Source organism: Paenibacillus septentrionalis (genome assembly GCF_042659865.1).
GTDB classification, from domain to species: Bacteria; Bacillota; Bacilli; order Paenibacillales; family Paenibacillaceae; genus Pristimantibacillus; species Pristimantibacillus septentrionalis.
On the sequence record NZ_JBHSTE010000002.1, the window covers coordinates 165,994 to 192,121 of the forward strand.

Consider the following 26,128-nt stretch of genomic DNA (forward strand, 5'->3'; position numbering starts at 1 on the left):
TTCTTCTAATTGGTTAGGCCATAGCCTTATTCACATAATTAATAGCAAATGCTGCATGTTCAACGATTGAAGCCAGTACGTTCCCCTGGTCCAAGCCCTGCTCAAATCGCTGCACAAAGTGCATCGCTACATCGACACTGCGCAGCTTAATCAGCTCAGGCAGAAGTTCAATTTCGCTTATGTGAAGCGGAACGATTGCAACAAAGGCTTCTTGCATCGCTTCAAGCTTCTCCTGTAACGCTTCCGTCTGTGGTTTTATCAGCTCTGAGAGTAATACGGCTAGTTCCATCACCCGCATATCGCGCGTAACAAATTCAAAATCAAGTATTGCAGTAACACGATCACCGACAGCAAGCGAGTTGCTGCAATTGATATCGCCATGTATCCATTGCTGTGGCAAAGCCATAAGCTCAGGCTGAAGCTGCTCCAGCTTGCTGCGTTCGCGCTGAATAAGCAGCAGCTCATCCTCCAGCTGCGCCAGCTCGGCATGAGCGAGCAGGCGAAGTACAGCCTCTTCGTTGAACGGAGCATAATTGTCCGCCAGTTCATAGTACGGTGAATAAGCAGGCACCTCCGCAACTGTCAGCTTCGATAATGCTACGCTTAGCTCGGCTGCTGCTGCTGCAAGGCTTGTCATCTGCTCCTTGCTGCTAGTTGAAGGTCGTTCACCTTCGATATAGCAAAAACGAGCAGCAAGCCTACCATCTTCTAGAGTCGAGATCGTGCTGCTCATTCTATTCATTTGTGGAACCGGAAGCGCTAACGATAACGATTGGCGCTGCAGTTCAAGCAGCATGCGGTGCTCAAATTCCAGCTTACTCAGATCCGCATGATTGTTGTAAATACGAATGATCGCTCGTTCGCAGTCATCTTCCAGCGTAATCGTAGTGTTGTTCATACCGCTCATTCCCGGAATGATGCGAGGTTGTCCGCACCAGTGATACTGCGCTAATAGCTGCATAAGCTCAGCAGATAGGCTAGTTGTCATCCGATCCCCCATTTCCCACTGTATGGCTACGTTAGCTTTTTATGTATGCTGCTTTTCCAGGCATCTGCCAGTTCAGGAATGGAAGCTAGCTTTTTCCACTGTTCAAGTGTGCTGTTAGCTCCGTACATAATGTGATTCGCTTCCTTAATCGACAAGGAATGCTCCGCCTTCTCAATGAGCTCCAGCTCCATATCAACACTCGCTTCGCCTTCCTCAAGTACACGCATGTAATAACCCGTATACCCATTGTTCTTGGAAAGCTGCACCAGCTCAGGCCATTCGTTGCGAATGCCAAGCTTGAAGCAAGGCTGGCGTGGTTGACTCACTTGAACGACCATCGTACCGATTCTAAACGTATCTCCTATCGCGACAGTTTCCTCCGTAAGCCCTGAAATCGTCATGTTTTCGCCAAATGCTCCCGCCGTTAAAGGTCGGCCTAATGCCTCCCATACCTTATAGCTTTCCTGCAAATAGACACAGATGGCTTTGTCCGCACCACCGTGATGAACGGTATCTCCCTGTTCATCACCTTGCACGCCTAGCTTGCTGATCCAGTGTCGGTTATTAGAGGGCTGCTTGAAAATAGCTGACGGCACTTCTTTTTTGCCATGCTTAATCATGATCGTTTTCCCGACATGAAAGGAAATAATTTTAGGCATGGATTCCAACTTTTTTTCCATTTGTTCACCACCTAATAGTATTATAGCTTCTAATAGACGGAATTGGCAAAATAGTTAGATTTTCTATTACAATTCGACAGCTTTCTCCCCTCAAACAGAATCGCGCTACCGTCGAAAGTAAGGCGACATTTGTAAAGTCCTGCGCTTGCCCGGGAAATATACGCTTTACTATTTCCCTTATTGCACGGTTATTTCCTGTTTATCCATCATTATTTCTCGCCGTTATGATCGTGATGTTTCCACCAATTCTGTTCCGTGCCAGGCCCTTTTTTCTGATCTTTGTCTGTTTCCATTTACACATTTACTACGCTCTCTATCGTTTTTCAATAACGTTCCTCACGATGTTAATGTAATGGCATTTGGCTTTCCATTTCAAATAAGTCTCGACTGCCTCCCGCATCATATTGCAGCAGCTTTGTAGCAAATCCCCTTTTCACGACGGCATACAGCCATAGAAGCACAAGCGGTACGAAGACAATAAGCAATTCAGTATAAGCAAGTGCTGCCCCTGCGGCGCTCGCCAGCCCAATCAGCAGTAACACGCTGACTAAGCGGATTGGTCTATCCCACTCCTCTAGCTTCCATAGCGCTGTTTTCTGATCCAGTGGTACACCATATAGCAAGAGCACATAGATCAACGCATAGCATATAAATGCAAGCAGGCTAACCGTAATAAAATAGTGCTGCGCACCAACGAGGAATAGTGCTAAAAGCAGGCCAAGCGCGATGAACTGTACACCTACAAGTGCATGCCGCGGCTCCTGCTTTTGATAACTGATTTTAGACAGCTGATCGCTTAGCGGAACAATTCCGTCGCGTGCCATCGCCATTAAGGTTCGTGCACTTACATGCAGCATCGTTGTGCTCGATAACCAGCAGCTAAGCAGCGCGAGCACGATAAGCACGTTACCAAGCCCCGGAATGCTGGCAGCCAGCAACGATAGCCATTCAGTTCCTGATGCATTCGTTGCTTGCAATCCCAGATTCATATATACAATTGCCAGTACTAGCAGCAAAATTAAACCGACCATATATGAATAGCACGTTGATAGCAAAGTAGACCACGCAATTCTTACCTTTGGCTCAATTGTTTCTTCTGCCGACTGAGCGCTAGCATCTCCGCCAATAAAGAAACGACATGCCAATGCAACCATTAAACCGATATTCATCGGGGTTAGCTGGTTTGCGTTTGAGAACCAATTTGCTACTGATGTATCGAGTGCAAACAAATGCATGCCGCTGTAGCTGTCGCCTCGCAACGCTTGATAGCACACTATAAGCAGCGCGATCACACCGACAACCTGTACCGCTATTGAAGCATTATGCAAAATGGGATAATAGGAGCTTTTTAGCAAGCCAATCACGCCCTGCAGCACGATAACCCCAGCTACAGCTAATGTAAATGCACCTGGATGCTCAAGCCATGACAGCATCGGAAGCTGAAGCAGCCTCAGAAAATATACAACCCCATAGCTATAGCCCAGCAGCATGCACAGCTGCCCCATTAGCTGAAGACCACCTACAAAGGAGCCTAGCCACGTCCCTCCTCTTCGAAGGGCGGCATGATACAAACCTCCCGCAGTCGGTTGAGTAGATAAATATTGTCCGATAAGCGCAACGATAACGATAAACAGCAAGCCAACCCCACTATATACAAAAAGACTGTTAACAAGACCGCCCTGCATTACCATCGGTGCGAGCAAAAGCAGCGCTATCGGAAACACACCGATTGCATTCATCGATATACTAAATATGGAAAGCTCGCCATATTGTCTTCTAAAATATTGCCCGAAGCCAAAGCGATGCAGCTCATGCTTGTCCTGCAGCTGCTGCACAACCTTTCCATAACGAACACCACTAATATAATTTTGCTTGCGCAAACTGGACTGCACCTTTAATGTGATCGCGATCATCGACAGCACGGCGATGAATACGAGCAGCATAAACAATACTAAACCTATCATGTTGACACCTCCATACTCTATTTATATGTTGATGTCTCTATTAGCATGTCAACAAGAATGATTACGTTGTCGAAGCATAAAAAAGAAGTGCGAGAGTCTCGCACTTCTTTTTTATGCTATATCATATTTTTCTCGCGTTCCGTCAAGCGGCGGCCATACACATCAAGGACAAGCTCCCCGCCGTTCAAGCCTAAAATTCGATCTGCAAATCGTTCAGCCCAATCTCCCTGGTGCAACACAGCAATTACGATAATTCCCTGCTCCTTGCACAGCTGCTTCAGCTCGCTTAGCACGATATCTGCATTATGTGGATCAAGACCTGCCACGGGCTCGTCCGCGACAATTACCTTTGCGCCATGCACCAATGCTCTGGCAACTGCAATACGCTGCTGCTCGCCACCTGATAGATGTCTAGCCTTCATTTTTGCCTTGTCCAGCAAGCCTCTTTTTTCGATCATGTCCATTGCGCCCATATAATCATCATTGCGAACCATGCCAGTCCAGCGTCTCCAAGCTGGAGTCTGACCTACTGCGCCAATAATGACGTTTTTCAATGCCGATTTGTCAGGGAACAAAAACGGCTTTTCTTCCAAGTACGCGACTTCCTTCTTTACCTGAAGCTTTGCGCGGAAGCCACCCTCAAATACATTTTTGCCATTAAAGATATATTTGCCTGAAGTCCAGCTCTCCTGCAGGGCCAAGCATTTCAACAACGTTGATTTTCCACTGCCACTTGCGCCTTTCACTGCAATGAAATCGCCCTCATATGCATCAAACGTAATATTTTTGAGCAGCTTCGGTCCACCTGGTATTGTTTTCGAAAGATTTTGTACCCGTAACATATCGTCATCCTTTCTATGAAAACGCATCTATACGTTAAGTTTACGATAAAAAATACCCTCTTTCCATACGAACGAATGTTTGGTATAATAAAAACAGAACAAATGTTCTATTCTATTAAACTTCTAAAGGAGGCTTGATCAGCATGAATCCAACTTGTCAGCATTTTCGATTTATAGAAAAGGTTCCGCCAAAGCGAGACCTGACCTTTACCTTTTTCAGTGATGGAAGACTTATTATTGAGAATAATGATACAGGTGAGCTGATCAGTCCTTCTCAATTGCGCAGTGATAGTAAAGACTTTTATGTAAAGCATCGCATTTCCTTCATTAAAAATCGACTGCTTCAGGCGAAGGAGCGTTATGCGTAGCATAACCTTTCCATTGACTCGCAAGCTATTATAAGGTAGATTGGGGTCATACAAGATTGTTAGAAGGAGAACCACAACATGTCGCAGCAAATTTTATTTGATCTTGATGATACATTAATCTACTGCAACCGTTATTTTTTTCGTGCGATTGATCGTTTTGCGGAGCAAATGGTTATCTGGTTCAGTGATCCTTCAGTCACGATGGACACTGTTAAAAATAAGCAGCATGATATTGATAGCGCGCTAATTGCCGAAACAGGCTTTAAGAGTGAGCATTTCCCTCATTCTTTTCTCGAAACCTATCACTACTATTCTCAATTGCTAGGACGCGCGCAGTCCTCTATTGAAAAAGATATGCTATGGAAAATTGGAATTGATGTATATGCTCACGAAACGGAGCCGTATCCTGATATGGAGGATACACTGCAGCAGCTGCAAAAGCAAGGACACGAGCTTCACCTGTACACTGGCGGTGAGCACAAAATCCAGCTTCGCAAAATTGAAGATATGGGACTAGCACGTTATTTCGATGATCGCATCTATGTCCGACAGATTAAAAATATTTCAGCGTTAGACGAATTGCTGTCTAATGAGGCCTTTGAACGTCCAAGAACATGGATGATTGGCAATTCGATCCGCAACGATATTGTGCCCGCGCTTCATGCAGGTATTCATGCCATTCACATTGAGGTGCCTGATGAATGGACCTACAACATTATTCAAGTTGATGTAGAGCCGCAAGGCCATTATTTATCCGTGCAATCCTTGAAGGAAATCCCGTCCATACTTGCCCGTTCCAGCTAAATAAAAGCTATCCACTAACCAGCTTGAGTTAATCATGCTGACTGGTGGATAGCTTTTTTGCTTGTAGTGACACTTGCAGGTCGCTGACACTTGCAAGTCGCTTTTTGCATGTAATCTTAAAATCTACAATAACGAATAACGCTCGTAATAACGCTTTATAAGTTATTCCTCTATCGCTACTTGCCCAGTCTCCCGATTCACTAGTACAAGCTGTGCTTGAATAGGCTGCCCGTTTTGCTGAAGCTGGAGCTGCTCTGTTGTTCCTCGCTGAACTAATGCTTGAATATGCTGTGCATTAAGCTCGATCCCATAGGCCTCTCTCCATATCACAAAACCGCAGCCCTGCCTAAAGTGAGAACAGCCATAGCCCTTCTTCCCCATTATGATAGAGCCTCCGCAGCCTTGTCTCGGACATGCTGCAATACTCTTTAATGGTTGTCGAGATGGTTGAGCCTGTACCTCTACCTGGACAGCCGGCGATGCGGCTTGCTCAGCCGGAGCTTGGACTTCTTTAGCCGAAACCGTATTAGACCTTGAAGCCGTTCTTTCAGCTGTCACTTCGGGCGTGGCAGCAGTTTTTCGCTTCCTTGAACTAGCAGTCGCTTTCGCAGCATCTGACGCCTCTGTTTTGCTTGTTCTGCTTTTTTTCGCAGACGCGGACGTCGCTTTCTTGCCTTTCGGCTCTTGCTCAAACTTGAATTTCGCAACAGCAGGCTGTACACGAATCTTATCGACAATCATCGTAGCGAATTTCTTCACATTTTCCATGAACTGCTCACCCGAAGCTTGCCCTCTTGCGATATCGTTCAACCGTTTTTCCCATATCCCGGTCATCTCGGGCGATGTCAGCAGATCAATCCCTGCTCCACGTATTAACTCAATGGCCGCCTTGCCTTTATTCGTTATCGTAATTTTTTTCCCTTGCATCGTAATATAGCCAACCTGCTTTAGCCGTTCGATCGTAGCAGCACGTGTTGCTGGTGTGCCCAGGCCGCAATCCTTCATCGCTTCACGCGCTTCATCGTCCTCAATTTGCTTGCCTGCGCTTTCCATCGCCTTCAATAGCGTTCCTTCAGTGTACGATTTGGGAGGCTTAGTCTCTTTTTCCTTTGCAGCGGCGGAACGACAATGTACAGGCTCATTTGCATCAAGTTCAAAGCTCTCGCTTTGCTCGATTACATCCTCTTCTTCCTCTGCATTCTTTTTACGCTTGCTCGTATTATCCGCCTGATCTCCATAAATATGCTTCCAGCCAAGATCTACGAGCTGCTTGATCGTCGTTTTGAAGCGATGTGCTTCCACCTTCGTTAATACAACATGGCTTATATATTGTGCAGGCGGATAATATTGCGACAAAAAGCGCTTAACAATCAGGTCATACAGCTTCTGCTCATCTGCCGACAAGGAGGTTGCCTTTTTAGCAGTTGGCAATATCGCATGATGATCCTCTACCTTAGCCGGGTTGCAAATGCTCTTATTTCCCGCATGCACGAACGAGCGATTCGCCCCTTCAACCCACTGTGCATAAGCTGTGCCTTGAAGCGCCTGCAGTGCTTTATGCATTTCCGGAATATTTTGCTCATTTACATAGTTGGAGTTCGTACGCGGGTACGTAATCACTTTATGCTTCTCATACAAGCTTTGCGCAGTATCCAGCGTTTTTTTCGCAGAAAAGTTAAGCTTGCTGTTCGCTTCACGCTGCAGCAGTGTTAAGTCGTACAAGCGATGCGGATATTCTCGTACTTCTTTGGCATCGTATTGCTCGACTTCACCTTTTTTCCCTTTAACATCTGCGGCAATTTGCTCTGCCTTCGCTTGATCCGTCAGCCGGTCGCCTTGCCACAGTCCTTTATAACTTTGATTCCCTTGTTTGAAACCAGCTTCCACAATGAAATACTTCAAAGAATCGAACTTGGCGATTTCTGCTTCACGATCATAGATTAGTGCTAGAACAGGCGTCTGCACACGGCCAACAGAAAGCAGCTCATTATGCTTTGTTGTAAATGCGCGCGTGCCATTCATCCCAATCAGCCAGTCCGCCTCGCTTCGTGCAGATGCTGCCTTCGTTAAATTTTCATAATCCTGACCGGGTCTTAGCTCAGCAAAGCCCTTGCGAATCGTTTCAGCCGTCAGATCCGAAATCCACAGTCGCTTTACGGGCTGATTAAGCTTGAGATAGCGCTGAATGAGCGAGAAGATATATTGCCCTTCTCTCCCGGCATCACAGGCATTAACCAGTGCGTCGCACCGCCCTGCCAGCTCCTTGATCACCTTCAACTGATCGGCTGTTCTTTTATTGGCGACAAGCTTGAATTGTGACGGAATAATTGGAAGATGAGCAATATTCCACTTCTTATAACGATCATCATAGAGGTCTGGCTCGGCCAAGCCAACAAGATGACCAATCGCCCAAGTAATAATATATTGTTCACCTTCGATATAACTTCGCATATTTTTCGCTCTAGGCTCTATTGCTGCTGCAATATTGCGCCCCATATCCGGTTTTTCGGCAATAATTAATGTTTTCATATTGACTCCTTCTATAATTAATGCCATTAATCATTTATGTAATTAACAACTAATTTAACTCATCGTTACATTGATCCGACCACTGCTTCATGACAGCACCATTATTATAGCAGGTATTCTACTAGACAGGATGACTGTAATTACTTCCAATGAGATGGTCGCTGAAGATGTGCAGGCAATTTCGTGTGCATATCGCCAGTCGCTGCATTAAGTTGCATTTGCGTTAAAAACATAGCTGTCGAAAGATCAGCACCGCTAATATTCGCATCACGCAGATCAGCACCAATACAATCAGCCCCTCTAAGATTGGCACCACGCAAATCTGCTGCGATCAAAAACGCCCCTCTTAAATTCGCACAACTCAAGTCATTTCCAGCGAGCTTTTTGCCCATCCAATCTACACCTGCATAATGTCGAGCTTGAAGTTTTAATTTAGTAGCCTTTGCAAGCTGCTGGCGAATGCTTATACTTGTTTCCGTTAGCAATGCTTTTATCGGCACTCGGCAGCTATGTAAATCGAGCTTCAATAAACGTTCTGCGTCAAGACGCGTTAGTCCTTCCAGTTTCTCGAACTCAATCGATAGCTTTTCCCTTAACGAATGAGACACAGGGTAGGTTAAAGCCTCGGCTACGAATGCCTTTATTTCATATACTTGCAGCATGATCGGAAACACCTGAAACATCAGCTCGCCATGCTCAGGGTTCTCCCTCCAGCCCATTCCTTGAAACGTAACCTGTGATACCTGCTGACCAGCCCCCAAGCAATCAAATACCGTACAGCCCTTAAAACCAGTCTCTCGCAACGTAGCATGAATGCCGCAGCGATAATCTGGTTGCAAATGGGTGCATGGCTGTCCAGCAATTTTGTCCATCGCAAAGTCAGCAGATGCAGCAATGTAAAGAGCTGTGCAGCACAACCCAAAGCATTGACTGCAATCTGCTCGCATGCTTATTCTCATTTGTTCAGCGGTATCTATCGTCATAGCTGCTCCTTTCGTTACATACAAGGCGATCTTATTTAATGTTTACCGTTTTACGTTCCATGTAAGGCGTGTTTGTGAAGGATGCCGAGAGTAAGTCAGCACACAAAATGAATCAGAAGAAAAAAGTGCCTCTCTACAGACACGCCCTGGCCGTTCAATACACTATCACTAAGCAGATTGTTTGCTATTAACGTCTGCGAGCAGCGATATCGATCATTACCTGATTGAATCTCTCTGCTTCCTCGAAACAAGCAAAATGTCCTGACTGCTCAAACACAATCAACTTTTTTTTAGGAGCTGATAACAGCTGAATGTAATGCTGAATCGTATCGTGCACTATTCGATCATGCCTGCCCATAATAAAATAAACGGGAACCTCGACTTCAAGCACATCTTCTAGCAAATTCATGCGATTCAGCTCGTTCCACAAGCATTGATTTGAAAACGCGAACCCTTTCATAAAGCGCAATCGTTCCGTCCAAGTGAGGTGTGAACTGAACAGACAGCTCAAGTTAAACCATACTGCTTGTTTTTTATAAGCAACACCGCCAAATTTCGTAAGCCAAGTGCGCTGCTTTACCAGATCCTTCATCGTCGCAAAGCTTCCATTTATAACAGGTCGCATTGCTTCCATCTCGCGAATCGCTTTTCGATGGTTTCTTCTTCTGCTTTCAGCAATGACGAACTGCTGTGTTCGTTCTTCTTCCTCCGCACGATGAACTGGCTGGTTAATGCCTACATATGCTGCAACAACATCCGGATTTCGCTTAATGAATTGCATACCTAGCAGCGCGCCCATAGAATGCCCCATCACATACAGCTTACGTTTCTCGAATCGCCGCAGCAGATGCTGTACAAGCTCTGTTGCATCTGACAGTAATTGCTCGACATTCATTGTAGCAGGATCAATATGACGATGATAGGATTTACCAGCCCCGCGCTGATCCCAGTTCACAACGATAAAGTACTTCTCCAGTTCACGGTTATAGCGATGCTGCGCGCCAGCTTGCGGACTTCCAGGCCCACCGTGTAAGAACAATAGCAGCGGCAGCTCAAGGCTTTCACCTCTGACCATATACCATTGATGCTCATTGCCGAGTGTGACTTGCTGCTGAATCCGTATCAATGAATAGCCCTCCTTTAAGACAGGATAAAATTACGGCTTAATTGACTTTGACAGCAGCAATAAAGTAGCGTATATGCTGCTCCACACGGTGCTCCAACGGTTTTGTATCGATTTGATCGCAAGAAAGCAACAAGTATTCCGTCATGAAGGCAAACAAAGGATATTGGTACTGAGTAGCAAGCAAGCGAGGCTCCCCCTGCTTCATCATCCTTTTTGAAATCATGATCGTGAAGGCTGCTTCCAGAAAATCAATTGTCTTTTGATATACATCCTCGACAATCAGCTTCCTTGCTCTGACATCTCTAAACTGCTCAATATTAAGAATACGCCATATTTTAACCGTGTTGGCTTCGTCGACTGATTGTTTGAAGCGATGAAAGCCTTGCAGCAGAAAGGATTCCACGTTGTTGTCCTGCAATAGCTCCTCTAGCCTATCAATGGGAGGCAACGCTTTACTGCTAATTTCAAATTGGAAGATGGAATATATCGTTTCTAATATCTCATCCTTCGTTTTAAAGTGATTGTACAAGGCGCTTTCCTTTATGCCTACAAGCTTTGTTATTTCTCTAACAGACACAGCACTATAGCCATGCAGAGAGAACAGCTCAATAGAGGCCTCTAAAATCTTCTGCTTGGTACCGGTCCTTTCGTTTGCAGTTATGACTCGCACTTCCTTTCTTCCTATTTATATCGGACTTCCATAATTTTCTTTTTACTACTTCCAGTTTAGGTGAACAACTGTTCATATGTCAAGAGTTAACGTTCGTTCACCTTCGTTGCAGCTTCGATACAATCAACAAAAGGCGTGTACAGAAATCAGCTTTCGCCAAGCTTCTGACACGCCCGTTAAATAACTTGCTGGATCATAACTATCATCACAAATCATTGCTTATGTAAGCCGTAATTGTCTCAAATAAACTTAGAACGCCTGTTGACCAGTTAGGGTCCTCTGCATATTTGCGATTAATCCACACTATCGCATCAACACCCTCTGGACGATCCTTGCTTAGATTAACGATCGTGCGTGCGGCTATCGCTGCTGAATCCTCTATCGTTGTATTATAATCCTGCCAGCTATGAAACACATTAAATGGATTGTTTGCAATTCTTTCTGCCTGCTCATGCTCACGATGAACAAAGCCTTGCTCTTGACCGGTTATCGCAAACAATAAAATCGGCGAAATATTAAATTCCTTCGCTGTACGAAGCAACGCATCGAAATACGGCTCCTCAACGAGCTTCGATTGCCGTGTATCCAGATAGGCTTTCAGCTTGTCACGGTCCACCTCTGCATATTGATACATACGCGGCAGTTCGTTAGAAGGTAAGCTTGTTTCAGCATTCACCATCGTGACTGCGTCCGAATCTTCTATCGCCGGCAGAGCATGATCTAGCGAGCTGGCATTTAATACGCTAAAGCCGTAAGCAGCAAGCATGATAACAAGGCAGCCACACGCATACATCAACGCTCGTTTACTCCGCTTAAACCACCTCTGAATTCGACTGAGCAGCTTGTCCCATTCAGGTTCATGCTCGGATAATACCATCCCGTTTTGAGTTCTCCATTGCTCGAATTGCTCGAGTGCCGCAGCATCATTCCCGAAGACCTGTTCTATTTGGTTTGTACATGCCCTATCAATATCGTGAAGGCTGACAGGACGCTTTTCTTTGATTACAATGTCTTGAATGAGCGCCTGACAAATTTGCTGCTTCATCGTTGCTTCAAACTCAGGCAGCTGACGTTCGATAATTTTTACAATCGCATCAACAACAATTTCCGCATGCTTCTCTCTTGGCAAATGATGATATTTATGCTTGACATAAACACGAATGCGGTCAACAGAATCTACAGATAATACATCCCGCTGCTCCAAAGTGCTCGCCTCACTTTATCATTATTCCATGCCTGCCTTGCTGCATCTCGTATATTGGTTTTCTTGCAAGTACGCCTACTTCGTTGTTACAACTCAACTGTACTCGCAGCGATAATGCGCTCCTCAATTGACTCGATGAACAAACGTACCTGTTCCTTCTCCGAAAACGTTAACTGATATTCGCAGTCGCAGCCGATATCCTGCGGCACCATCTGAGCGATTGCACCAGCATGATTGCAAATTACTAAAATAGTGAATTCCGCTAAATCCTGAGGAATCGGTGCGCTCAATGACGACAACTGCGGCGTCAGCGTTACGTCAATCCATTGATCATCGCGGCGCTCGATTGTGAAGTGAAAATCTAAAAATTTCAGCTCATCTATTTGATCCAAACCGTATTTAATCACTTCTATTCTCCTTATCTTGTCCAGCTCGATTTTCTTATTTTAACATAACTGCACGGACCTTAATAGAATAAATGTGCAGCTTATCAAGCTAAATTTATTAAACACCTACTTAAAAATAACGATACAAAAAAGAGTACCGCGGCTGTGGTTTTACAGCCCGGCACTCCTATTCTAATCCTATTAAGCTTATGGAAGCATGGAGCTGCCCATAAGATACTTGTCAACTTCGCGAGCGACTTGTCTGCCCTCGTTAATTGCCCATACAACAAGACTTTGACCACGACGAACGTCACCAGCTGCATATACACCTTCAACGCTCGTTTGATATTCACCGTAGCGTGCTTTAATGTTGGAACGAGAATCTGTTGCAAGCGCCAATTCTTCAATGATCGTTGCTTCAGGTCCTTCGAAACCAATCGCTACAAGTGCGATATCTACAGGCCATACCTCTTCTGTACCTTCAAGCTCTTTATAAATTTTACGGCCGTTTTCATCAACATAACGCTCAATGCGAACCGTATGAAGTTCTTTAATATTGCCATTCTCATCGCCAACAAATTTCTTAGTTAGAATAGAGAATTGACGCGGATCCTCGCCAAACACCGCTTTCGCTTCCTCATGCGCATAATCGAGCGTATACACATTCGGGAACTGTGGCCATGGGTTAGTAACAGGATCACGCTTTTCTGGCGCTTTCGCTACCGTACCGAACTGAACAACCGATTTGCATCCATGACGCAGTGCAGTTGCCACACAGTCCGTACCTGTGTCACCACCACCGATTACGATAACATTTTTGCCTTTTGCATCAATGTAAGAGCCGTCTTCAAGGTTGGAATCCAGGTAGCTTTTAATGGTACTGTTCAAATAATCCATCGCCGGATAAATGCCTTTAAGATCAGAACCCTCAATTTCAATTGAACGAGCCTTTGTTGCACCAAGTGCTAGAACCACTGCATCAAATTGATTTAGAAGCTCAGCTGCTGGAATATGCTTGCCGATTTCAGTATTGGTTACAAACTCAATACCTTCTTGCTTCATCAAATTCACACGACGATCCACAACATGCTTTTCAAGCTTCATTGTCGGAATGCCGTATGTCAGCAATCCGCCGATACGATCTGCGCGCTCATACACCGTAACCGTATGACCTGCTTTATTAAGCTGTGCAGCCGCAGCAAGACCTGCTGGACCAGAACCGACTACTGCTACTTTTTTGCCCGTACGCTCTTTTGGAGGCTGCGGTACAACCCAGCCCTCGGAAAAGCCGCGCTCAATTATCGCTTCCTCAATCGTCTTAATCGTTACAGCATCGCCGATCAAGCCAACTGTACAGGACCCCTCACATGGCGCAGGACACACACGTCCTGTAAACTCCGGGAAATTGTTCGTTTTGTGCAAACGATCCAATGCTTCCTTCCACTGTCCACGATAAACAAGATTATTCCACTCCGGAATCAGGTTGTTTACAGGGCAGCCCGATACCGTATTTCCGATTTCAATTCCAGTATGACAATAAGGCGTACCACAGTCCATGCAGCGCGCACCTTGTGTTTGCAATTGTTGCTCTGGCAAGTGCTTATGAAACTCTCTCCAGTCGTTCACACGTTGCAGTGGATCACGATCTGCAGGCACTTCTCTTTGATAGTCCATAAATCCAGTTGGCATAGACATGATAGCGTTCCCCCATTTACCGAAATCATCAGCTTTTATTAAGCTGAAGCAGTCTAATTTATTCAGTCTCCTTATGAGACATTAGTTCCGTAAGTTATACAACTATGCTACCATCAGAACGACTGTTTCAGTAATGGACTATCATCATAATCATTTGCACTTTTTGTATGAATTTATATTCCAATCACAAATTGAGAAATTTGCACTATTTTACACGGTCATATACATTGATTGTAAAGCTATAACGGTTTTTTTCGTCTTTTTCCACATGTTCAGAGCTGATTATTTGAAATTCATTCTCATTAAATTCTGGAAAATACGCGTCCGCATTTGTAATATTTACATCAACGATTGTTAAGTAAAGTCGGTCAGAAATTGGCATAAATAGCTTGTAGATTTCACCGCCACCAGTAATCATCAGCTCTTCATCCCCGTACTTTTGCAGCGCCTCCTCTACGGAATGCACCACTTCACAACCCTCAATATGCAGGTCGCGCTGTCTCGATATAATAACGTTGCGTCGATTAGGCAATGGACGACCTAAAGACTCGTAGGTTTTGCGCCCCATCACCACAGTTTTATTCAAGGTTGTGCGCTTAAAATGAGCAAGCTCTTTTGGCAAATGCCATAGCATCTTGTTATCTAAACCAATCGCACGCTCGTTGCTCATTGCTGCTATTAACGAAATACTCATCGAACCCCTCCTATACCGCGACTGGCGCTTTTATTGTTGGATGAGGGTCATAGCCTTCAAGCTTCAGATCCTCCAGTTCAAAATCAAACACCGAGGTCTTGTCCGTATTCAGAACAAGCTTAGGCAAGGCACGAGGCTCTCTCGCAAGCTGTGTCTTGATCTGCTCTACGTGATTCAGGTATATATGAGCGTCTCCCAGCGTGTGGATGAAGTCTCCTACCTCCAACCCACATTCATGCGCGATCAGATGTGTCAGCAGCGCATAGCTTGCAATATTAAATGGAATGCCTAAGAAAATATCGCCGCTGCGCTGATATAGCTGACAGCTTAGCTTGCCGCCAGACACATAAAACTGGAACATCGTATGACAAGGCGGCAGCGCCATCGACGGAATATCTTCAGGATTCCAAGCCGACACAATCATTCGACGCGAGTCGGGATTTTGCTTAATCGTTTTGATTACATCAGCCAGCTGGTCAATCACATCGTTCTGAGTTGTACGCCACGCCCGCCATTGCTTGCCGTATACATCGCCCAGCTCGCCGTATTTGGCTGCAAATTCATCCTCGTGAAGAACTCGCTCCTTAAATTGATCAAGCTGTTCTTCATATAGCTTAGCAAATGCCTCATCCTGCTGTGAGCGCAAGCCGAAATTTGTCATATCAGGTCCCTGGTAGTCCTCAGATTCCACCCAGCGCTTAAACGCCCATTCGTTCCAAATGTTATTATTATGCTGTAGCAAATATTTAATATTAGTATCGCCCTTAATAAACCAGAGCAGCTCACTAGCAACAAGCTTAAAAGGAACTCGCTTTGTCGTTAATAATGGAAAGCCCTCAGCTAGAGGAAAGCGCATTTGATAGCCAAATATCGAGATCGTTCCCGTTCCTGTGCGATCTTCTTTTCGCTCTCCATTTTCCAAGCAATCCTTCAGCAGCTGAAGATAGGCTTGTTCACTTGTATGCACATTATTCACTCCCAGTTATGATTCATTTCGAGCCATTATACCATATTGGAGCGTAGATTAGAACAAATCAAGAATAGGTTGCTCAGCGGCGGAGAAGCTATGGTTAGGCTTAACTGCCGCTATCCATACATAAAGGAGCATGAAAAACATGTCAAACCCACGATTATTTATCGCTGTTCCAGTATCAGACCAAGTAAGAGATGTTTTAGACAATTGGGCACGCACACATAAGAAAAAACAGCCCTTTAGAAAATGGACTCACCCGAGCGATTATCACATTACACTGCAATTTCTGGGCGAAACAGCTGAACAACGCATTCCAGACATTATCAGTTCCCTTCAGCAAGTTAAGTCAGATCGATTTATGCTGTCAATTGGTCGTATCGGTGTATTCGGACCTAAGGGGAATCCGCGCATTTTGTGGGCATCTGCCGAGAATCCAGAAAATGCACTTAAGGAGCTGCAGCAGCAAGTGTCTGAACATATGGCTTTGCTCGGCTACGAGCAGGAAAAACGCGAATTTCGCGCTCATATTACATTAGCAAGAGACTACAAGGGAGATAGCAATTTCCAGCTATCGGAGCTCGCTGAGCTGGAGGGCGTATTGCAGTGGCAAGTAGACCGATTAGAGCTTATGAGCAGCCAGTTGGGAAGTACGCCAATGTACCGTGCGCTGCACACTTTTGATCTGTAGTCTAGTGATCATCAAAAATTCACGTCTAACAAGGATTTCTCCTTATATTTTTTGCATATTCGCCGCGTCTCGCAACATAGTCTTAAGTAGATAACGAATGAAAGGAGTCTGTTATGAGCGATCAAGACCGTTACTTTGAGGTTTTTGCGGGTCCCTTCGACCCCTGCCCGCCAATTGGAGTCAAAAAATTTGTCGTTCCCCCTAATCTGTTCGTGACGTTTCAACCTCCAAATTGGCCACAATTTCAGCCATATGACGCTTTAAGGCTCGGCACGCTTTGGCAGCCGCTTTATAGTCCATACGGCAAAGAACAAAGGAGTTGATCGTTTTTTATGAGCATTCAGCTTGACGAAGCCTACTACACCCTGCTTCATGAATTGCAGGCTATTGACTTTGTCTTAGTCGAACTTAATCTATATCTTGATACGCACCCTACGGATGCGGCAGCTTTGCAGCAGTTCAATCAGTTCGCCGAATTGCGCAAACGCGTAGCCCAGCATTATGAAGCAAACTATGGACCGCTTATGCATTTTGGGCACAGCATGGAGCAGTCTGACAGATGGCAATGGGTTGATGTTCCGTGGCCTTGGCAAGTTTAATCCGTATTTGAGTGGAGGTTAACTATGTGGATTTATGAAAAAAAGCTGCAATACCCGGTTAGGGTGAGCAAGTGCGATCCAATGATGGCGAAGCTTCTCATGGAGCAGTACGGCGGCGCTGACGGAGAGCTTGCAGCTGCACTGCGCTACTTGAATCAACGCTATACGATACCAGATAAAGTAATTGGACTACTTACTGATATCGGTACTGAGGAATTTGCGCATCTTGAGATGATTGCTACCATGATCTACAAGTTGACAAAAGATGCGACACCAGAGCAATTAAAGGCAGCTGGCTTAGGTCCCCACTTCGCCGCGCATGACAGTGCACTGTTCTATAATAACGCCTCTGGTGTACCGTGGACAGCCTCCTATATTCAAGCCAAGGGCGATCCGATTGCTGATTTGTATGAGGATATCGCAGCAGAGGAAAAAGCAAGAGCAACCTATCAGTGGCTCATCGATCTTACTGATGATGTTGATTTGCAAGACAGCTTAAAGTTTTTACGAGAGCGTGAAATTGTCCATTCTCTTCGGTTCCGTGAAGCCGTTGAAATTCTTAAAGAAAAGCAAGCAGAGAAACGATTCTTCTAATACGCATTCATATCTTTCATACCGAATAAGCTCCATTCAGGGGCTTATTTTTTTGTATATCCTGCTTTTCTAGGTCAAGCCCTATATTTCTATCTTATTTACACCACAATCAAAATATGTATGCTCGCTTCATTTCATCCTTGTCTAAAGCGCAAAAAAAAAAAAAGACATATCACATACTCGCGATTACAAGTAGGAGTACATGATATGCCGCATCATATGTCTCGTCATGTTCATGACTGGAGCGCTGAATTTTTGCGTTCCAGCTTTCTTTTTCTTCTTGAATCATGACGCTCTGGCGCACTGGCAAACAGCTCTTTCTCAAGCTTCGTCTCTGGCTCTACCCCTACTACTGGTGTCGGTTTTCCAGCTTCGTCCAATGCCACAAATGTGAAAAATGCCTCAACATTATGTTTCTTTTCCCCGCTGAACAAATTCTCGCTTGTTACCGTCACATAAATTTCCATTGAGCTGCGATGTGTCCATGAAACAAAAGCTTTCACTTCAATAACCTCTCCAATCATAATTGGAGCCAAAAAATCAATACTATCCATCGAAGCTGTGACGCAGCGTGTTCTTGCGTGACGCATCGCCGCGATTGCTGCTGCTTTATCCATGTATTCCATTAGGCGTCCACCAAACATCGTATCGTAATGATTCGTATCGGACGGAAAGATTAATTGCGTCATGAGTGTCATAGACTCTGAAGGTTTCTTTTTATGCTCGCTCATCATAACACCTCCTATTATGTAATAAAAAGGCTTCAGGCCGTATATGCGACACATATACAGCCTGAAACCATTCTAGTAACAATATCTATAATTTAATGCACAATTACTTTTTCTTAGCGACTGCGTGAATTGGATGACCTAGAAGCATTTCAGCAGCATCCAATACAATTTCACCTAGTGTTGGGTGAGCATGGATGGTAAGTGCGATATCTTCAACCGTTGCACCCATTTCGATTGCAAGCGCAAGCTCAGCAATCATGTTGGAAGCTTCGATACCTACGATTTGCGCACCTAGCAATAGACCAGTTTCTGCATCACCGATCAATTTAACGAAGCCTTCAGTAGCGTTCAAGCTCATTGCACGACCGTTAGCGCCATAGTTGAATTTACCAACTGTAACGTTTAGACCTTGAGCTTTCGCTTCCGATTCGCTAATACCTACGCTGCCGATTTCCGGATCAGAGAAGCACACAGCAGGGATCGCTTTGTAGTCAACTGCAGAAGCTTCGCCAGCGATATGCTCAGCAGCTACGCGACCTTCATACATTGCTTTATGAGCAAGTGCAAGACCTGGTACGATATCACCAATTGCATAGATATGCTTATGGTTAGTACGACCGAACTCGTCAACCTTAACTAGACCGCGATCCGTCATTTCGATGCCGATTAGATCAAGACCAAGCTCACCGTCTGTATTTGGACGACGACCAACAGTTACAAGAAGGTAATCTGCTGTTACAGACTCTTCTTTATCGCCAACAGTATACGTTACCGTTACATCTTTATCTGTTTGAGTTGCGGACTTCGCTTGAGCGCCAGTGATGATGTTAGCGCCTTTTGCTTTGAATTTCTTCGCCACAACAGCAGATACATCCTTATCAAAGCCCGGAAGAATGGAATCAGAGCCTTCGATAACTGTAACTTGCGTACCGTAGTTAGAGTACATTTGGCTAAGCTCGATCCCGATGTAGCCACCGCCGATTACGACGATGCTCTTCGGAATTTCTGGCAGAGACAAAGCTTCTGTAGAAGAAACAATGCGTCCGCTATATGGGAAAGCTTTCAGCTCGATTGGACGAGAGCCTGTTGCAATAATGCAGTTTTTGAAACGGTAACGAGGAGCTTCCGCATCGTTAAATACGCGAGCTTCGTTTTCGTTAATAAACATGACTTCCCCGTTGAAGTAGTCAACTTTGTTCGCTTTTAGAAGTCCCGCAACACCGCCAGTTAGTTGAGAAACAATTTTGTTCTTGAAGTCTTGAACCTTGTTCCAGTCAACGTTAGGCTTGCTGATTTCGATACCGAATGTTTCAGCATGAAGCGCATTTTCATATTGGTGAGAAGCGGAAATCAACGCTTTAGATGGGATACATCCAACGTTAAGACAAACACCGCCAACATTTGCTTTATCTACACAAAGTACTTTTTGACCAAGCTGTGCTGCACGAATTGCTGCAACATAACCACCAGGGCCAGCACCAATTACTAATGTGTCAATATCTAGAGAAGCGTCTCCTACTACCATATCTTACACCTCCATAATGAATAGCTCAGGCTGTGCCAAAAGCTTTTTAATGTGGTTCATGAAGTTTTGTGCTGTCGCTCCATCAATTAGACGGTGGTCAAAGCTTAGAGATAGTGCCATTACTGGCGCAGCAACTAGCTCACCATTGCGAACAACAGCTTTTTCAGAGATACGGCCTGTTCCTAGAATTGCAACCTCTGGGAAGTTAATCACTGGTGTAAAGAACATACCGCCAGCAGAACCGATGTTAGAGATCGTAATCGTGCTGCCTTTTAGCTCATTAGGAGAAAGCTTGCCTTCACGGCCACGTACAGCTAGATCTTTAATGTTATCTGCGATTGTAAATAGGTTTTTACGATCAGCATCCTCGATAACTGGTACGATCAAGCCATTTTCAGTATCTGTAGCAATACCTACGTTGTAGAATTTACGGTAAACAATCTCTTGGTTAGCCTCATCAAGCGTAGAGTTCATGATTGGGAACTCGCGGCAAGCAGATACAAGAGCTTTTACGATAAATGGCAAGTAAGTAAGTTTTGAACCGCGGTTTTCTGCATACGGCTTGTATTTTGTGCGTAGTGCAACAAGCTCTGTTACATCTACCTCATCCATAATGGTAACGTGAGGAGCTGTGTACACAGATTTGGACATTGCGCCAGCAATGACTTTACGGATACCTTTGAATGGAACGCGCTCTTCAGGACGATATGCGCCACCAGAAACAACTGGAGCTGCCGCTTTTTCAGCTGGAGCCGCTGCTTCTTGAGCCGGAGCTTCTGCCGCTGCTGGAGCTGCGCCAGTAAAGCCTGCGATATCCTCGCGAGTTACACGACCGTTTTTACCAGTGCCAGCAACTTGCGTAATATCTACACCTTGCTCGCGAGCGAATTTGCGAACGCTAGGTGTTGCAAGAACAACTGCGCCTTCAGATGCTGGAGCCGCTGCTTCTGCTGCAGGTGCAGTAGGAGCTGCTGCTGCCGCTGGAGCTTCCTCTTTTGCTTCCTCAGCTGGTGCGCCAAAGCCTTCAGGAATATCGCCTTCAGCTTCAATAATGGCTACAACCTCGCCAACCTTTTTAACGTCTCCGTCCTTCATTAGAACTTCAACCACTTTACCGTTAACCGGACATGGAACCTCAACGATCGCTTTGTCGTTTTGAACCTCCATAATGACATCGTCATCCGTTACAGCTTGACCTGGAGCGATTAGAACTTTAACAATTTCACCTTCGTGAAGACCTTCACCTAGCTCTGGGAATCGGTATTCGAATTTAGCCACCGATAGTTACCTCCTTGTTGTACAGCCTGCATAAGAGCAGGCTGTCACAATTTCATTCTTTTTCAGTATGTCGTTACACTTAGAAGTTTAGTACATCGTTTACTGCTTTAATAATGCGGGCTGGAGTTGGAAGCCATTGATCCTCAATTTGAGCAAATGGATAAACCGTATCCGGACCTGCAACACGAAGCACTGGAGCTTCAAGATGCAAGATCGCATTTTCATTGATTTGAGCAATAATTTCTGCAGCTGCACCAGAAGTTTTTTGTGCTTCTTGAACCACGATGCAACGGTTTGTTTTCTTAATAGAAGCAACAATTGTATCAATATCAAGCGGAACAATCGAGCGAAGGTCGATAATTTCAACGTTAACGCCTTGCTTTTCAAGCTCATCCGCTGCTTTTTTCGCAGTGTGAACCATCATGCCGTAAGCAAGAATTGTAACATCCTTACCTTCCTTCACGACATTTGCTTTACCGATTTCAACGGTATATTCGCCCTCAGGAACCTCATCACGGAAAGCACGGTACAGGTTAAGGTGCTCCATGAAGAATACTGGGTCGTTATCACGAATTGCAGAGATCATAAGACCTTTTGCATCGTATGGATTTGAAGGGATAACTACTTTAATACCAGGAGTTTGAAGTGCCAAGCCTTCAAGAGCGTCTGTATGAAGCTCAGCCGCTTTTACACCGCCACCAAAAGGTGTACGGAATACGATTGGCGAGTTGTAGCGACCACCAGAACGGTAGCGCATACGAGCCGCTTGTACGAACATTTGGTCAAGCGCTTCGAAAATAAAACCAACGAATTGGATTTCTGCGATTGGACGGAATCCTTGAATACCCATACCTACTGCCATACCAGCAATCGCTGATTCAGCTAGTGGAGTATCGAATACACGCTCTTCTCCAAATTCTTTTTGCAAACCTTCCGTTACACGGAATACACCGCCGACATGTCCTACGTCTTCGCCGAAGATGACAACGTTAGGATCACGTGTAAGTTCAATGCGCATCGCGTCGCGAATTGCTTCTAACATATTCATTTGTGCCATTGTCGATTAATCCTCCCTATTACTCGAAATCAGCTTTTTGAGCTTGCAAATATTGCGGTGTTGTTTCGAACATAGAATCAATTAGACCGCTAACAGTCATTTTTTCTGTTTGCTCAGCTTTTTTGATATGCTCTGCAACAGCCGCTTTTGCTTCTTCTTTTACGCGAGCTGTATCTTCTTCTGTCCAAAGACCCTTTTTCTCAAGGAATTTGCCGAAGCGAGTAAGTGGATCAAGCAATGCTTTTTCTGCTTCTTCTTCTTTTGTACGATATTTAGTCGTATCATCCGCAAGTGAATGTGGACGATAGCGGTACGTAATAAGCTCAAGCAATGTTGCGCCTTCACCGTCATAGCCGCGTTTTGCAGCGTCTTGAACTGCTTTAATTACAGCAAGAACGTCCATACCATCAATTTGTTGACCTACGATACCAGCTGCAATAGCTTTATGCGCAACAGAAAGTGCTGCTGTTTGCTTCGCATAAGGCGTTGTAATCGCATAGCCGTTGTTTTGAACAACAAATACTGCAGGCAATTTGAATGCTCCAGCAAAGTTAAGCGCTTCGTAGAAATCGCCCTCAGACGAACCACCGTCACCAGTGTACGTAATCGCTACGCGTTTTTCGCCTTTTTTCTTGAATGCCATCGCTACGCCCATTGCATGCAACACTTGCGCACCGATAATAATTTGCGGCATAAGTACGTTTACGCCTTCAGGAATTTGACCACCATGTTGATGACCACGAGAATATAGGAACGCTTGATACAAAGGCAGACCATGCCAAACGATTTGCGGCATGTCGCGGTAGCCCGGGCAAATAAAGTCTTCTTTATTCAGTGCATACTCACTACCGATCATAGAAGCTTCTTGACCAGATACTGGTGCATAGAAGCCAAGACGACCTTGACGACCAAGATTAATGGCACGTTCGTCCCACGTACGTGTGAAAACCATGCGATACATAATTTCTTTTAACTGATCATCAGTAAGTTCTGGCATATACTCCGGATTTGCTACGTCACCATCAAGTGTAAGAACGGATAGCGGTGTAACCGGTTCAGTTTGAACCTCATATGGCAATTTGCTCATTGAGAACGCTCACCTCATCTTAAAATATTTGAAAATTGTGTGTCTCTGTTATAGAATTATTATACCGCTGTTTAATGCAGATGGTCAAAGCAAAAAAGTGAAATCTCTATAATTTTAGCGAATTCTCATCATTTGACCGCAGAATTGTAGTTATAACAGCTACATAATTTCAGTATAACAGCATAATACAAAGCTGTTTTTTGCAATCTTTTTACAGGACACCATTTATTTTTCCTATTCCCAAGCTTTCCATACTACACTTTTAAAGGAGTTTTTCGCTTATGACAGACGATCGCTATCTCAAGCGCACGATAATAAAGAGCACTATCGACAGCCGTCATTTACCAGAAGGAAGCCGCAATCTTCGTATTTATTTGCCGCCTGGCTATAACGAGGTATTAAGCTATCCGGTCATCTATTGCCAGGATGGCGAGGATTTCTTTAACTTCGGTAGAATTGCAACCTCCGCACAGGAGCTTATTCTTGATGGTGGTTTAGAGCCTTTTATAATAGTAGGCGTCGATGTTGACAAGTCCGTGCGTACTGAGGAGTATTCACCTGATGGCACAAGACATCAAGCCTATGTAGACTTCTTTGTAGAGGAGCTTGTACCCTTTATTGAAAATGAGTACCCGGTACGCGCATCAGTAGATGATCGAATTTTGGCAGGAGATTCACTTGGCGGGACGGTATCGCTGCATATTGCCTTGCAGCATCCAGAGCTATTCCACCATGTGATGAGCATGTCCGGCGCTTTCTATGGAGCCTCTCAGCAAATCGTTGCAGCAACAGGCGATCTTGATTGGCTGAACATTTACATGATCGTAGGACTGCAAGAGGAAGCGTTCGAAACGGATCGCGGCGTGTACAATTTTGTAGAGCTAAATCGCGACATGCGTCAGCTGCTGCAGGAACGAAATGCAACGATTTACTATGAAGAAAAAGACGGCAAGCATCAATGGGGCTTCTGGCAAAAGGAAGTACCTGCTGCCCTTCGCTACTTTATTCGCGAGTATTAGACTTTTGTGGGAGTATAACAGACGCCATGCTGTTATACTCCTTTTTTAATACTATGACAGCTGTTGTTTTATTTGCTGCAACAATGCATGGCAGCCTTGCTCTACCAGCTCATACACTTCCTCGAAATTTCCTGTGTAATACGGATCAGGAACCTCTGTTACATGGGCACCCGCTACCAGGCTCATGAACGTTATTACCTTCCCCCTGGAGCCATTCCCTGCTCCTTGTTTGAATACCCGCTGCACATCTTTATAATTTTGGTTATCCATACAAACGATAGTTGTATAATCAAATTGGTCATTCGCAGTAACCTGTCTTGCCTTCATTCCTGCATAGGAAATTTGTTTCTCATCCAGCAGCTTGCGAGTGCCTTCATGCGGTGATTTGCCAATATGCCAATCTCCTGTACCAGCCGAATCCACCTCTACAACATGCGACAACCCTTCTGCTTCTACAAGGTGACGCATGACGGCCTCCGCCATCGGTGATCGGCAAATATTGCCTAAACAAACAAATAGTACTTTCTGCTTCAACTCCAGACCCTCATTTCCAATTGTAATATTGCACGAAGCGATATGTACTAGTATAACAAATGAAGGACCCTATCAACTAGCCGTTTGTCCCAATAGGCTTGTTGCGCTATGATAATGAATGATGGATTAAATTAACTTTATACGTAATAGAGAGAACGAGTGGAAAGGAAACTCGAAAGATGAAGGAACCTATTATAACGGTATGCAGTGGCGGCAGTCTCGGAGGCTGGGCGCTGCCCTATATAACAAAGGCCAATTACGTAATTGGCGCAGATCGCGGTGCGCAATTTCTTGTAGAGCAAGGATTTTCACCTGATTTGGCGATTGGAGATTTCGATTCTGTATCAAGCGAACAAGCAGAAGCGATTCGTCACGCAAGCAAACAATGGCTTGGCTTCGATGCAATCGACAAGGATTATACCGACACGCAGCTGGCGATCATGCATGCACTAGAGTTACAGCCAGCGCAAATTTTCCTGATTGGTGCCCTCGGCTCGCGATATGATCATGCACTAGCCAATATTCAGCTGCTTGAGGTCGCTCTGGAGCAGAAGATTTCTATGAGCATTATTGATCAACATAATATGATTCAACTAATGGAGCAAAAATTAACTATCGAGGAGCATGGCTTTCGTTATGTATCGCTTCTCCCCTATACAGAAACGGTAACAGGCATTACGCTGCAAGGATTCAAATACCCGCTGAATCTGGCAACGTTAACAAAAGGACGCTCGATAGGCATTAGCAATGAGCTGCAGAATACTAAAGGAACGATCACGATACATAGCGGCAAGCTGCTTGTCATCCAGTCAAATGATTAACAACAAAATGGAGCAAAAGGACAGCTTAACGGCTGTCCTTTTGTCATAAACACAATTCGTGATGAAAACCTAATATCGATCGATACTCACATCAATAGGTTGTGTATAATTCCAGTTTATTAGAGTCTGAAAGATGGTGAAGCGAAAGCGCTGAAGTGATTATATCAAACTTCACATGCGAGATAAAATTCGTATAACTACCTAGGACATCGTTGACATTCTTAACATCGTTAAGCCTAGTCTTAGCAATCTCTAACATGTTTTCCGATATATCTATAAGGTTGATTTT

27 protein-coding genes and 1 pseudogene are annotated in these 26,128 nt (G+C 44.8%); 8 read left to right on the forward strand and 20 right to left on the reverse strand.

Annotated elements, in window-relative coordinates:
* Positions 1 to 13 precede the first annotated feature (13 nt).
* The 4 genes from ACFP56_RS05680 to ACFP56_RS05695 form a co-directional block, all read right to left on the reverse strand.
* A complete protein-coding gene (locus ACFP56_RS05680; protein WP_379232121.1) occupies positions 14 to 988 on the reverse strand; it encodes a phosphotransferase in 975 nt (324 codons plus the stop codon).
* A gap of 26 nt (positions 989 to 1,014) precedes the next feature.
* Positions 1,015 to 1,668, reverse strand: coding sequence for an MOSC domain-containing protein (locus tag ACFP56_RS05685; RefSeq protein ID WP_379232123.1), 654 nt, complete (start codon positions 1,666 to 1,668; stop codon positions 1,015 to 1,017).
* 344 nt (positions 1,669 to 2,012) lie between these two features.
* On the reverse strand, positions 2,013 to 3,632 hold the full coding sequence (locus ACFP56_RS05690) for an APC family permease (RefSeq protein WP_379232125.1): 1,620 nt from the start codon (positions 3,630 to 3,632) through the stop codon (positions 2,013 to 2,015).
* Between the two features lie 116 nt (positions 3,633 to 3,748).
* Positions 3,749 to 4,474, reverse strand: a complete 726-nt coding sequence (locus tag ACFP56_RS05695; RefSeq protein WP_379232127.1) for a phosphonate ABC transporter ATP-binding protein — start codon at positions 4,472 to 4,474, stop codon at positions 3,749 to 3,751.
* Positions 4,475 to 4,617: 143 nt separating this feature from the next.
* Between ACFP56_RS05695 and ACFP56_RS05700 the strand changes: the two genes are divergently transcribed.
* Together ACFP56_RS05700 and ACFP56_RS05705 are read left to right on the forward strand one after the other, a co-directional pair.
* A complete protein-coding gene (locus ACFP56_RS05700; protein WP_379232129.1) occupies positions 4,618 to 4,842 on the forward strand; it encodes a hypothetical protein in 225 nt (74 codons plus the stop codon).
* A 78-nt stretch (positions 4,843 to 4,920) separates the two neighbouring features.
* A complete protein-coding gene (locus ACFP56_RS05705) occupies positions 4,921 to 5,646 on the forward strand; it encodes an HAD family hydrolase (protein WP_379232131.1) in 726 nt (241 codons plus the stop codon).
* Positions 5,647 to 5,808: 162 nt separating this feature from the next.
* Here ACFP56_RS05705 and ACFP56_RS05710 read toward each other — a convergent pair whose 3' ends face one another.
* From ACFP56_RS05710 to ACFP56_RS05750, 9 genes are all read right to left on the reverse strand, one after another.
* On the reverse strand, positions 5,809 to 8,175 hold the full coding sequence (locus ACFP56_RS05710) for a DNA topoisomerase 3 (protein ID WP_379232134.1): 2,367 nt from the start codon (positions 8,173 to 8,175) through the stop codon (positions 5,809 to 5,811).
* A 140-nt stretch (positions 8,176 to 8,315) separates the two neighbouring features.
* Complete coding sequence (locus tag ACFP56_RS05715; protein ID WP_379232136.1) at positions 8,316 to 9,158, reverse strand: pentapeptide repeat-containing protein; 843 nt, start codon at positions 9,156 to 9,158, stop codon at positions 8,316 to 8,318.
* 187 nt (positions 9,159 to 9,345) lie between these two features.
* The gene (locus ACFP56_RS05720; RefSeq protein WP_379232138.1) at positions 9,346 to 10,284 is read right to left on the reverse strand and encodes an alpha/beta fold hydrolase; all 939 of its coding nucleotides are present in this window, start codon (positions 10,282 to 10,284) and stop codon (positions 9,346 to 9,348) included.
* A 37-nt stretch (positions 10,285 to 10,321) separates the two neighbouring features.
* Positions 10,322 to 10,954, reverse strand: coding sequence for a TetR/AcrR family transcriptional regulator (locus tag ACFP56_RS05725; protein WP_379232140.1), 633 nt, complete (start codon positions 10,952 to 10,954; stop codon positions 10,322 to 10,324).
* 205 nt (positions 10,955 to 11,159) lie between these two features.
* Complete coding sequence (locus ACFP56_RS05730; RefSeq protein WP_379232142.1) at positions 11,160 to 12,158, reverse strand: hypothetical protein; 999 nt, start codon at positions 12,156 to 12,158, stop codon at positions 11,160 to 11,162.
* An 86-nt stretch (positions 12,159 to 12,244) separates the two neighbouring features.
* Positions 12,245 to 12,565, reverse strand: coding sequence for a hypothetical protein (locus ACFP56_RS05735; protein ID WP_379232144.1), 321 nt, complete (start codon positions 12,563 to 12,565; stop codon positions 12,245 to 12,247).
* A gap of 186 nt (positions 12,566 to 12,751) precedes the next feature.
* Entirely contained in the window at positions 12,752 to 14,239 is a 1,488-nt protein-coding gene (locus ACFP56_RS05740) for a glutamate synthase subunit beta (RefSeq protein WP_379232146.1), read from the reverse strand.
* Between the two features lie 205 nt (positions 14,240 to 14,444).
* Positions 14,445 to 14,933: a type 3 dihydrofolate reductase gene (folA, locus tag ACFP56_RS05745; protein ID WP_379232148.1), complete on the reverse strand. Its 489-nt coding sequence runs from the start codon at positions 14,931 to 14,933 to the stop codon at positions 14,445 to 14,447.
* A gap of 10 nt (positions 14,934 to 14,943) precedes the next feature.
* On the reverse strand, positions 14,944 to 15,900 hold the full coding sequence (locus ACFP56_RS05750; protein ID WP_379232150.1) for a thymidylate synthase: 957 nt from the start codon (positions 15,898 to 15,900) through the stop codon (positions 14,944 to 14,946).
* A 148-nt stretch (positions 15,901 to 16,048) separates the two neighbouring features.
* Here ACFP56_RS05750 and thpR point away from each other — a divergent pair, with 148 nt between their 5' ends.
* The 4 genes from thpR (at position 16,049) to ACFP56_RS05770 (ending at position 17,787) form a co-directional block, all read left to right on the forward strand.
* A complete protein-coding gene (gene thpR / locus ACFP56_RS05755; RefSeq protein WP_379232152.1) occupies positions 16,049 to 16,594 on the forward strand; it encodes an RNA 2',3'-cyclic phosphodiesterase in 546 nt (181 codons plus the stop codon).
* A gap of 113 nt (positions 16,595 to 16,707) precedes the next feature.
* Entirely contained in the window at positions 16,708 to 16,917 is a 210-nt protein-coding gene (locus tag ACFP56_RS05760; protein WP_379232154.1) for a spore coat associated protein CotJA, read from the forward strand.
* A 9-nt stretch (positions 16,918 to 16,926) separates the two neighbouring features.
* Positions 16,927 to 17,193 (forward strand): spore coat protein CotJB, encoded by a 267-nt coding sequence (locus ACFP56_RS05765; RefSeq protein ID WP_379232156.1) that lies wholly within the window; start codon positions 16,927 to 16,929, stop codon positions 17,191 to 17,193.
* A 24-nt stretch (positions 17,194 to 17,217) separates the two neighbouring features.
* Positions 17,218 to 17,787 carry a manganese catalase family protein gene (locus ACFP56_RS05770; protein WP_379232158.1) on the forward strand — a complete coding sequence of 190 codons (570 nt, stop codon included), beginning with the start codon at positions 17,218 to 17,220 and terminating at the stop codon, positions 17,785 to 17,787.
* Between the two features lie 233 nt (positions 17,788 to 18,020).
* On the opposite strand, the gene ACFP56_RS05775 is transcribed toward ACFP56_RS05770, so the two are convergent.
* The 5 genes from ACFP56_RS05775 to pdhA all read right to left on the reverse strand — a co-directional run bounded on the left by ACFP56_RS05775 (position 18,021) and on the right by pdhA (position 23,465).
* Entirely contained in the window at positions 18,021 to 18,518 is a 498-nt protein-coding gene (locus ACFP56_RS05775) for an acyl-CoA thioesterase (protein ID WP_379232161.1), read from the reverse strand.
* 103 nt (positions 18,519 to 18,621) lie between these two features.
* Positions 18,622 to 20,043 carry a dihydrolipoyl dehydrogenase gene (lpdA, locus tag ACFP56_RS05780; protein WP_379232163.1) on the reverse strand — a complete coding sequence of 474 codons (1,422 nt, stop codon included), beginning with the start codon at positions 20,041 to 20,043 and terminating at the stop codon, positions 18,622 to 18,624.
* Positions 20,044 to 20,046: 3 nt separating this feature from the next.
* Complete coding sequence (locus ACFP56_RS05785; protein WP_379232165.1) at positions 20,047 to 21,321, reverse strand: dihydrolipoamide acetyltransferase family protein; 1,275 nt, start codon at positions 21,319 to 21,321, stop codon at positions 20,047 to 20,049.
* 79 nt (positions 21,322 to 21,400) lie between these two features.
* Entirely contained in the window at positions 21,401 to 22,378 is a 978-nt protein-coding gene (locus ACFP56_RS05790) for an alpha-ketoacid dehydrogenase subunit beta (RefSeq protein WP_379232167.1), read from the reverse strand.
* A gap of 19 nt (positions 22,379 to 22,397) precedes the next feature.
* The gene (pdhA, locus tag ACFP56_RS05795) at positions 22,398 to 23,465 is read right to left on the reverse strand and encodes a pyruvate dehydrogenase (acetyl-transferring) E1 component subunit alpha (protein ID WP_379232169.1); all 1,068 of its coding nucleotides are present in this window, start codon (positions 23,463 to 23,465) and stop codon (positions 22,398 to 22,400) included.
* A gap of 281 nt (positions 23,466 to 23,746) precedes the next feature.
* Here pdhA and ACFP56_RS05800 point away from each other — a divergent pair, with 281 nt between their 5' ends.
* The gene (locus ACFP56_RS05800; protein ID WP_379232171.1) at positions 23,747 to 24,484 is read left to right on the forward strand and encodes an alpha/beta hydrolase; all 738 of its coding nucleotides are present in this window, start codon (positions 23,747 to 23,749) and stop codon (positions 24,482 to 24,484) included.
* A gap of 51 nt (positions 24,485 to 24,535) precedes the next feature.
* On the opposite strand, the gene ACFP56_RS05805 is transcribed toward ACFP56_RS05800, so the two are convergent.
* On the reverse strand, positions 24,536 to 24,967 hold the full coding sequence (locus ACFP56_RS05805) for a low molecular weight protein-tyrosine-phosphatase (protein ID WP_379233265.1): 432 nt from the start codon (positions 24,965 to 24,967) through the stop codon (positions 24,536 to 24,538).
* Between the two features lie 230 nt (positions 24,968 to 25,197).
* Here ACFP56_RS05805 and ACFP56_RS05810 point away from each other — a divergent pair, with 230 nt between their 5' ends.
* A complete protein-coding gene (locus tag ACFP56_RS05810; RefSeq protein ID WP_379232173.1) occupies positions 25,198 to 25,839 on the forward strand; it encodes a thiamine diphosphokinase in 642 nt (213 codons plus the stop codon).
* A 91-nt stretch (positions 25,840 to 25,930) separates the two neighbouring features.
* Here ACFP56_RS05810 and ACFP56_RS05815 read toward each other — a convergent pair.
* Positions 25,931 to 26,128: pseudogene (locus ACFP56_RS05815) on the reverse strand (class I SAM-dependent methyltransferase); the annotation flags it as partial.

Bases quoted from the DNA above. Each gene is read 5' to 3' on its own strand.
- ACFP56_RS05715 (WP_379232136.1), bottom strand. From the start codon at position 9,158: ATGACGATAGATACCGCTGAACAAATGAGAATAAGCATGCGAGCAGAT.
- ACFP56_RS05705 (WP_379232131.1), top strand. From the start codon at position 4,921: ATGTCGCAGCAAATTTTATTTGATCTTGATGATACATTAATCTACTGC.
- ACFP56_RS05695 (WP_379232127.1), bottom strand. From the start codon at position 4,474: ATGTTACGGGTACAAAATCTTTCGAAAACAATACCAGGTGGACCGAAG.
- ACFP56_RS05800 (WP_379232171.1), top strand. From the start codon at position 23,747: ATGACAGACGATCGCTATCTCAAGCGCACGATAATAAAGAGCACTATC.
- folA (WP_379232148.1), bottom strand. From the start codon at position 14,933: ATGAGTATTTCGTTAATAGCAGCAATGAGCAACGAGCGTGCGATTGGT.
- pdhA (WP_379232169.1), bottom strand. From the start codon at position 23,465: ATGAGCAAATTGCCATATGAGGTTCAAACTGAACCGGTTACACCGCTA.
- ACFP56_RS05760 (WP_379232154.1), top strand. From the start codon at position 16,708: ATGAGCGATCAAGACCGTTACTTTGAGGTTTTTGCGGGTCCCTTCGAC.
- ACFP56_RS05690 (WP_379232125.1), bottom strand. From the start codon at position 3,632: ATGATAGGTTTAGTATTGTTTATGCTGCTCGTATTCATCGCCGTGCTG.
- ACFP56_RS05805 (WP_379233265.1), bottom strand. From the start codon at position 24,967: ATGGCGGAGGCCGTCATGCGTCACCTTGTAGAAGCAGAAGGGTTGTCG.
- thpR (WP_379232152.1), top strand. From the start codon at position 16,049: ATGTCAAACCCACGATTATTTATCGCTGTTCCAGTATCAGACCAAGTA.
- ACFP56_RS05740 (WP_379232146.1), bottom strand. From the start codon at position 14,239: ATGTCTATGCCAACTGGATTTATGGACTATCAAAGAGAAGTGCCTGCA.
- ACFP56_RS05810 (WP_379232173.1), top strand. From the start codon at position 25,198: ATGAAGGAACCTATTATAACGGTATGCAGTGGCGGCAGTCTCGGAGGC.
- ACFP56_RS05770 (WP_379232158.1), top strand. From the start codon at position 17,218: ATGTGGATTTATGAAAAAAAGCTGCAATACCCGGTTAGGGTGAGCAAG.
- ACFP56_RS05685 (WP_379232123.1), bottom strand. From the start codon at position 1,668: ATGGAAAAAAAGTTGGAATCCATGCCTAAAATTATTTCCTTTCATGTC.
- ACFP56_RS05700 (WP_379232129.1), top strand. From the start codon at position 4,618: ATGAATCCAACTTGTCAGCATTTTCGATTTATAGAAAAGGTTCCGCCA.
- lpdA (WP_379232163.1), bottom strand. From the start codon at position 20,043: ATGGTAGTAGGAGACGCTTCTCTAGATATTGACACATTAGTAATTGGT.
- ACFP56_RS05680 (WP_379232121.1), bottom strand. From the start codon at position 988: ATGACAACTAGCCTATCTGCTGAGCTTATGCAGCTATTAGCGCAGTAT.
- ACFP56_RS05775 (WP_379232161.1), bottom strand. From the start codon at position 18,518: ATGAGCGAGCATAAAAAGAAACCTTCAGAGTCTATGACACTCATGACG.
- ACFP56_RS05710 (WP_379232134.1), bottom strand. From the start codon at position 8,175: ATGAAAACATTAATTATTGCCGAAAAACCGGATATGGGGCGCAATATT.
- ACFP56_RS05790 (WP_379232167.1), bottom strand. From the start codon at position 22,378: ATGGCACAAATGAATATGTTAGAAGCAATTCGCGACGCGATGCGCATT.
- ACFP56_RS05765 (WP_379232156.1), top strand. From the start codon at position 16,927: ATGAGCATTCAGCTTGACGAAGCCTACTACACCCTGCTTCATGAATTG.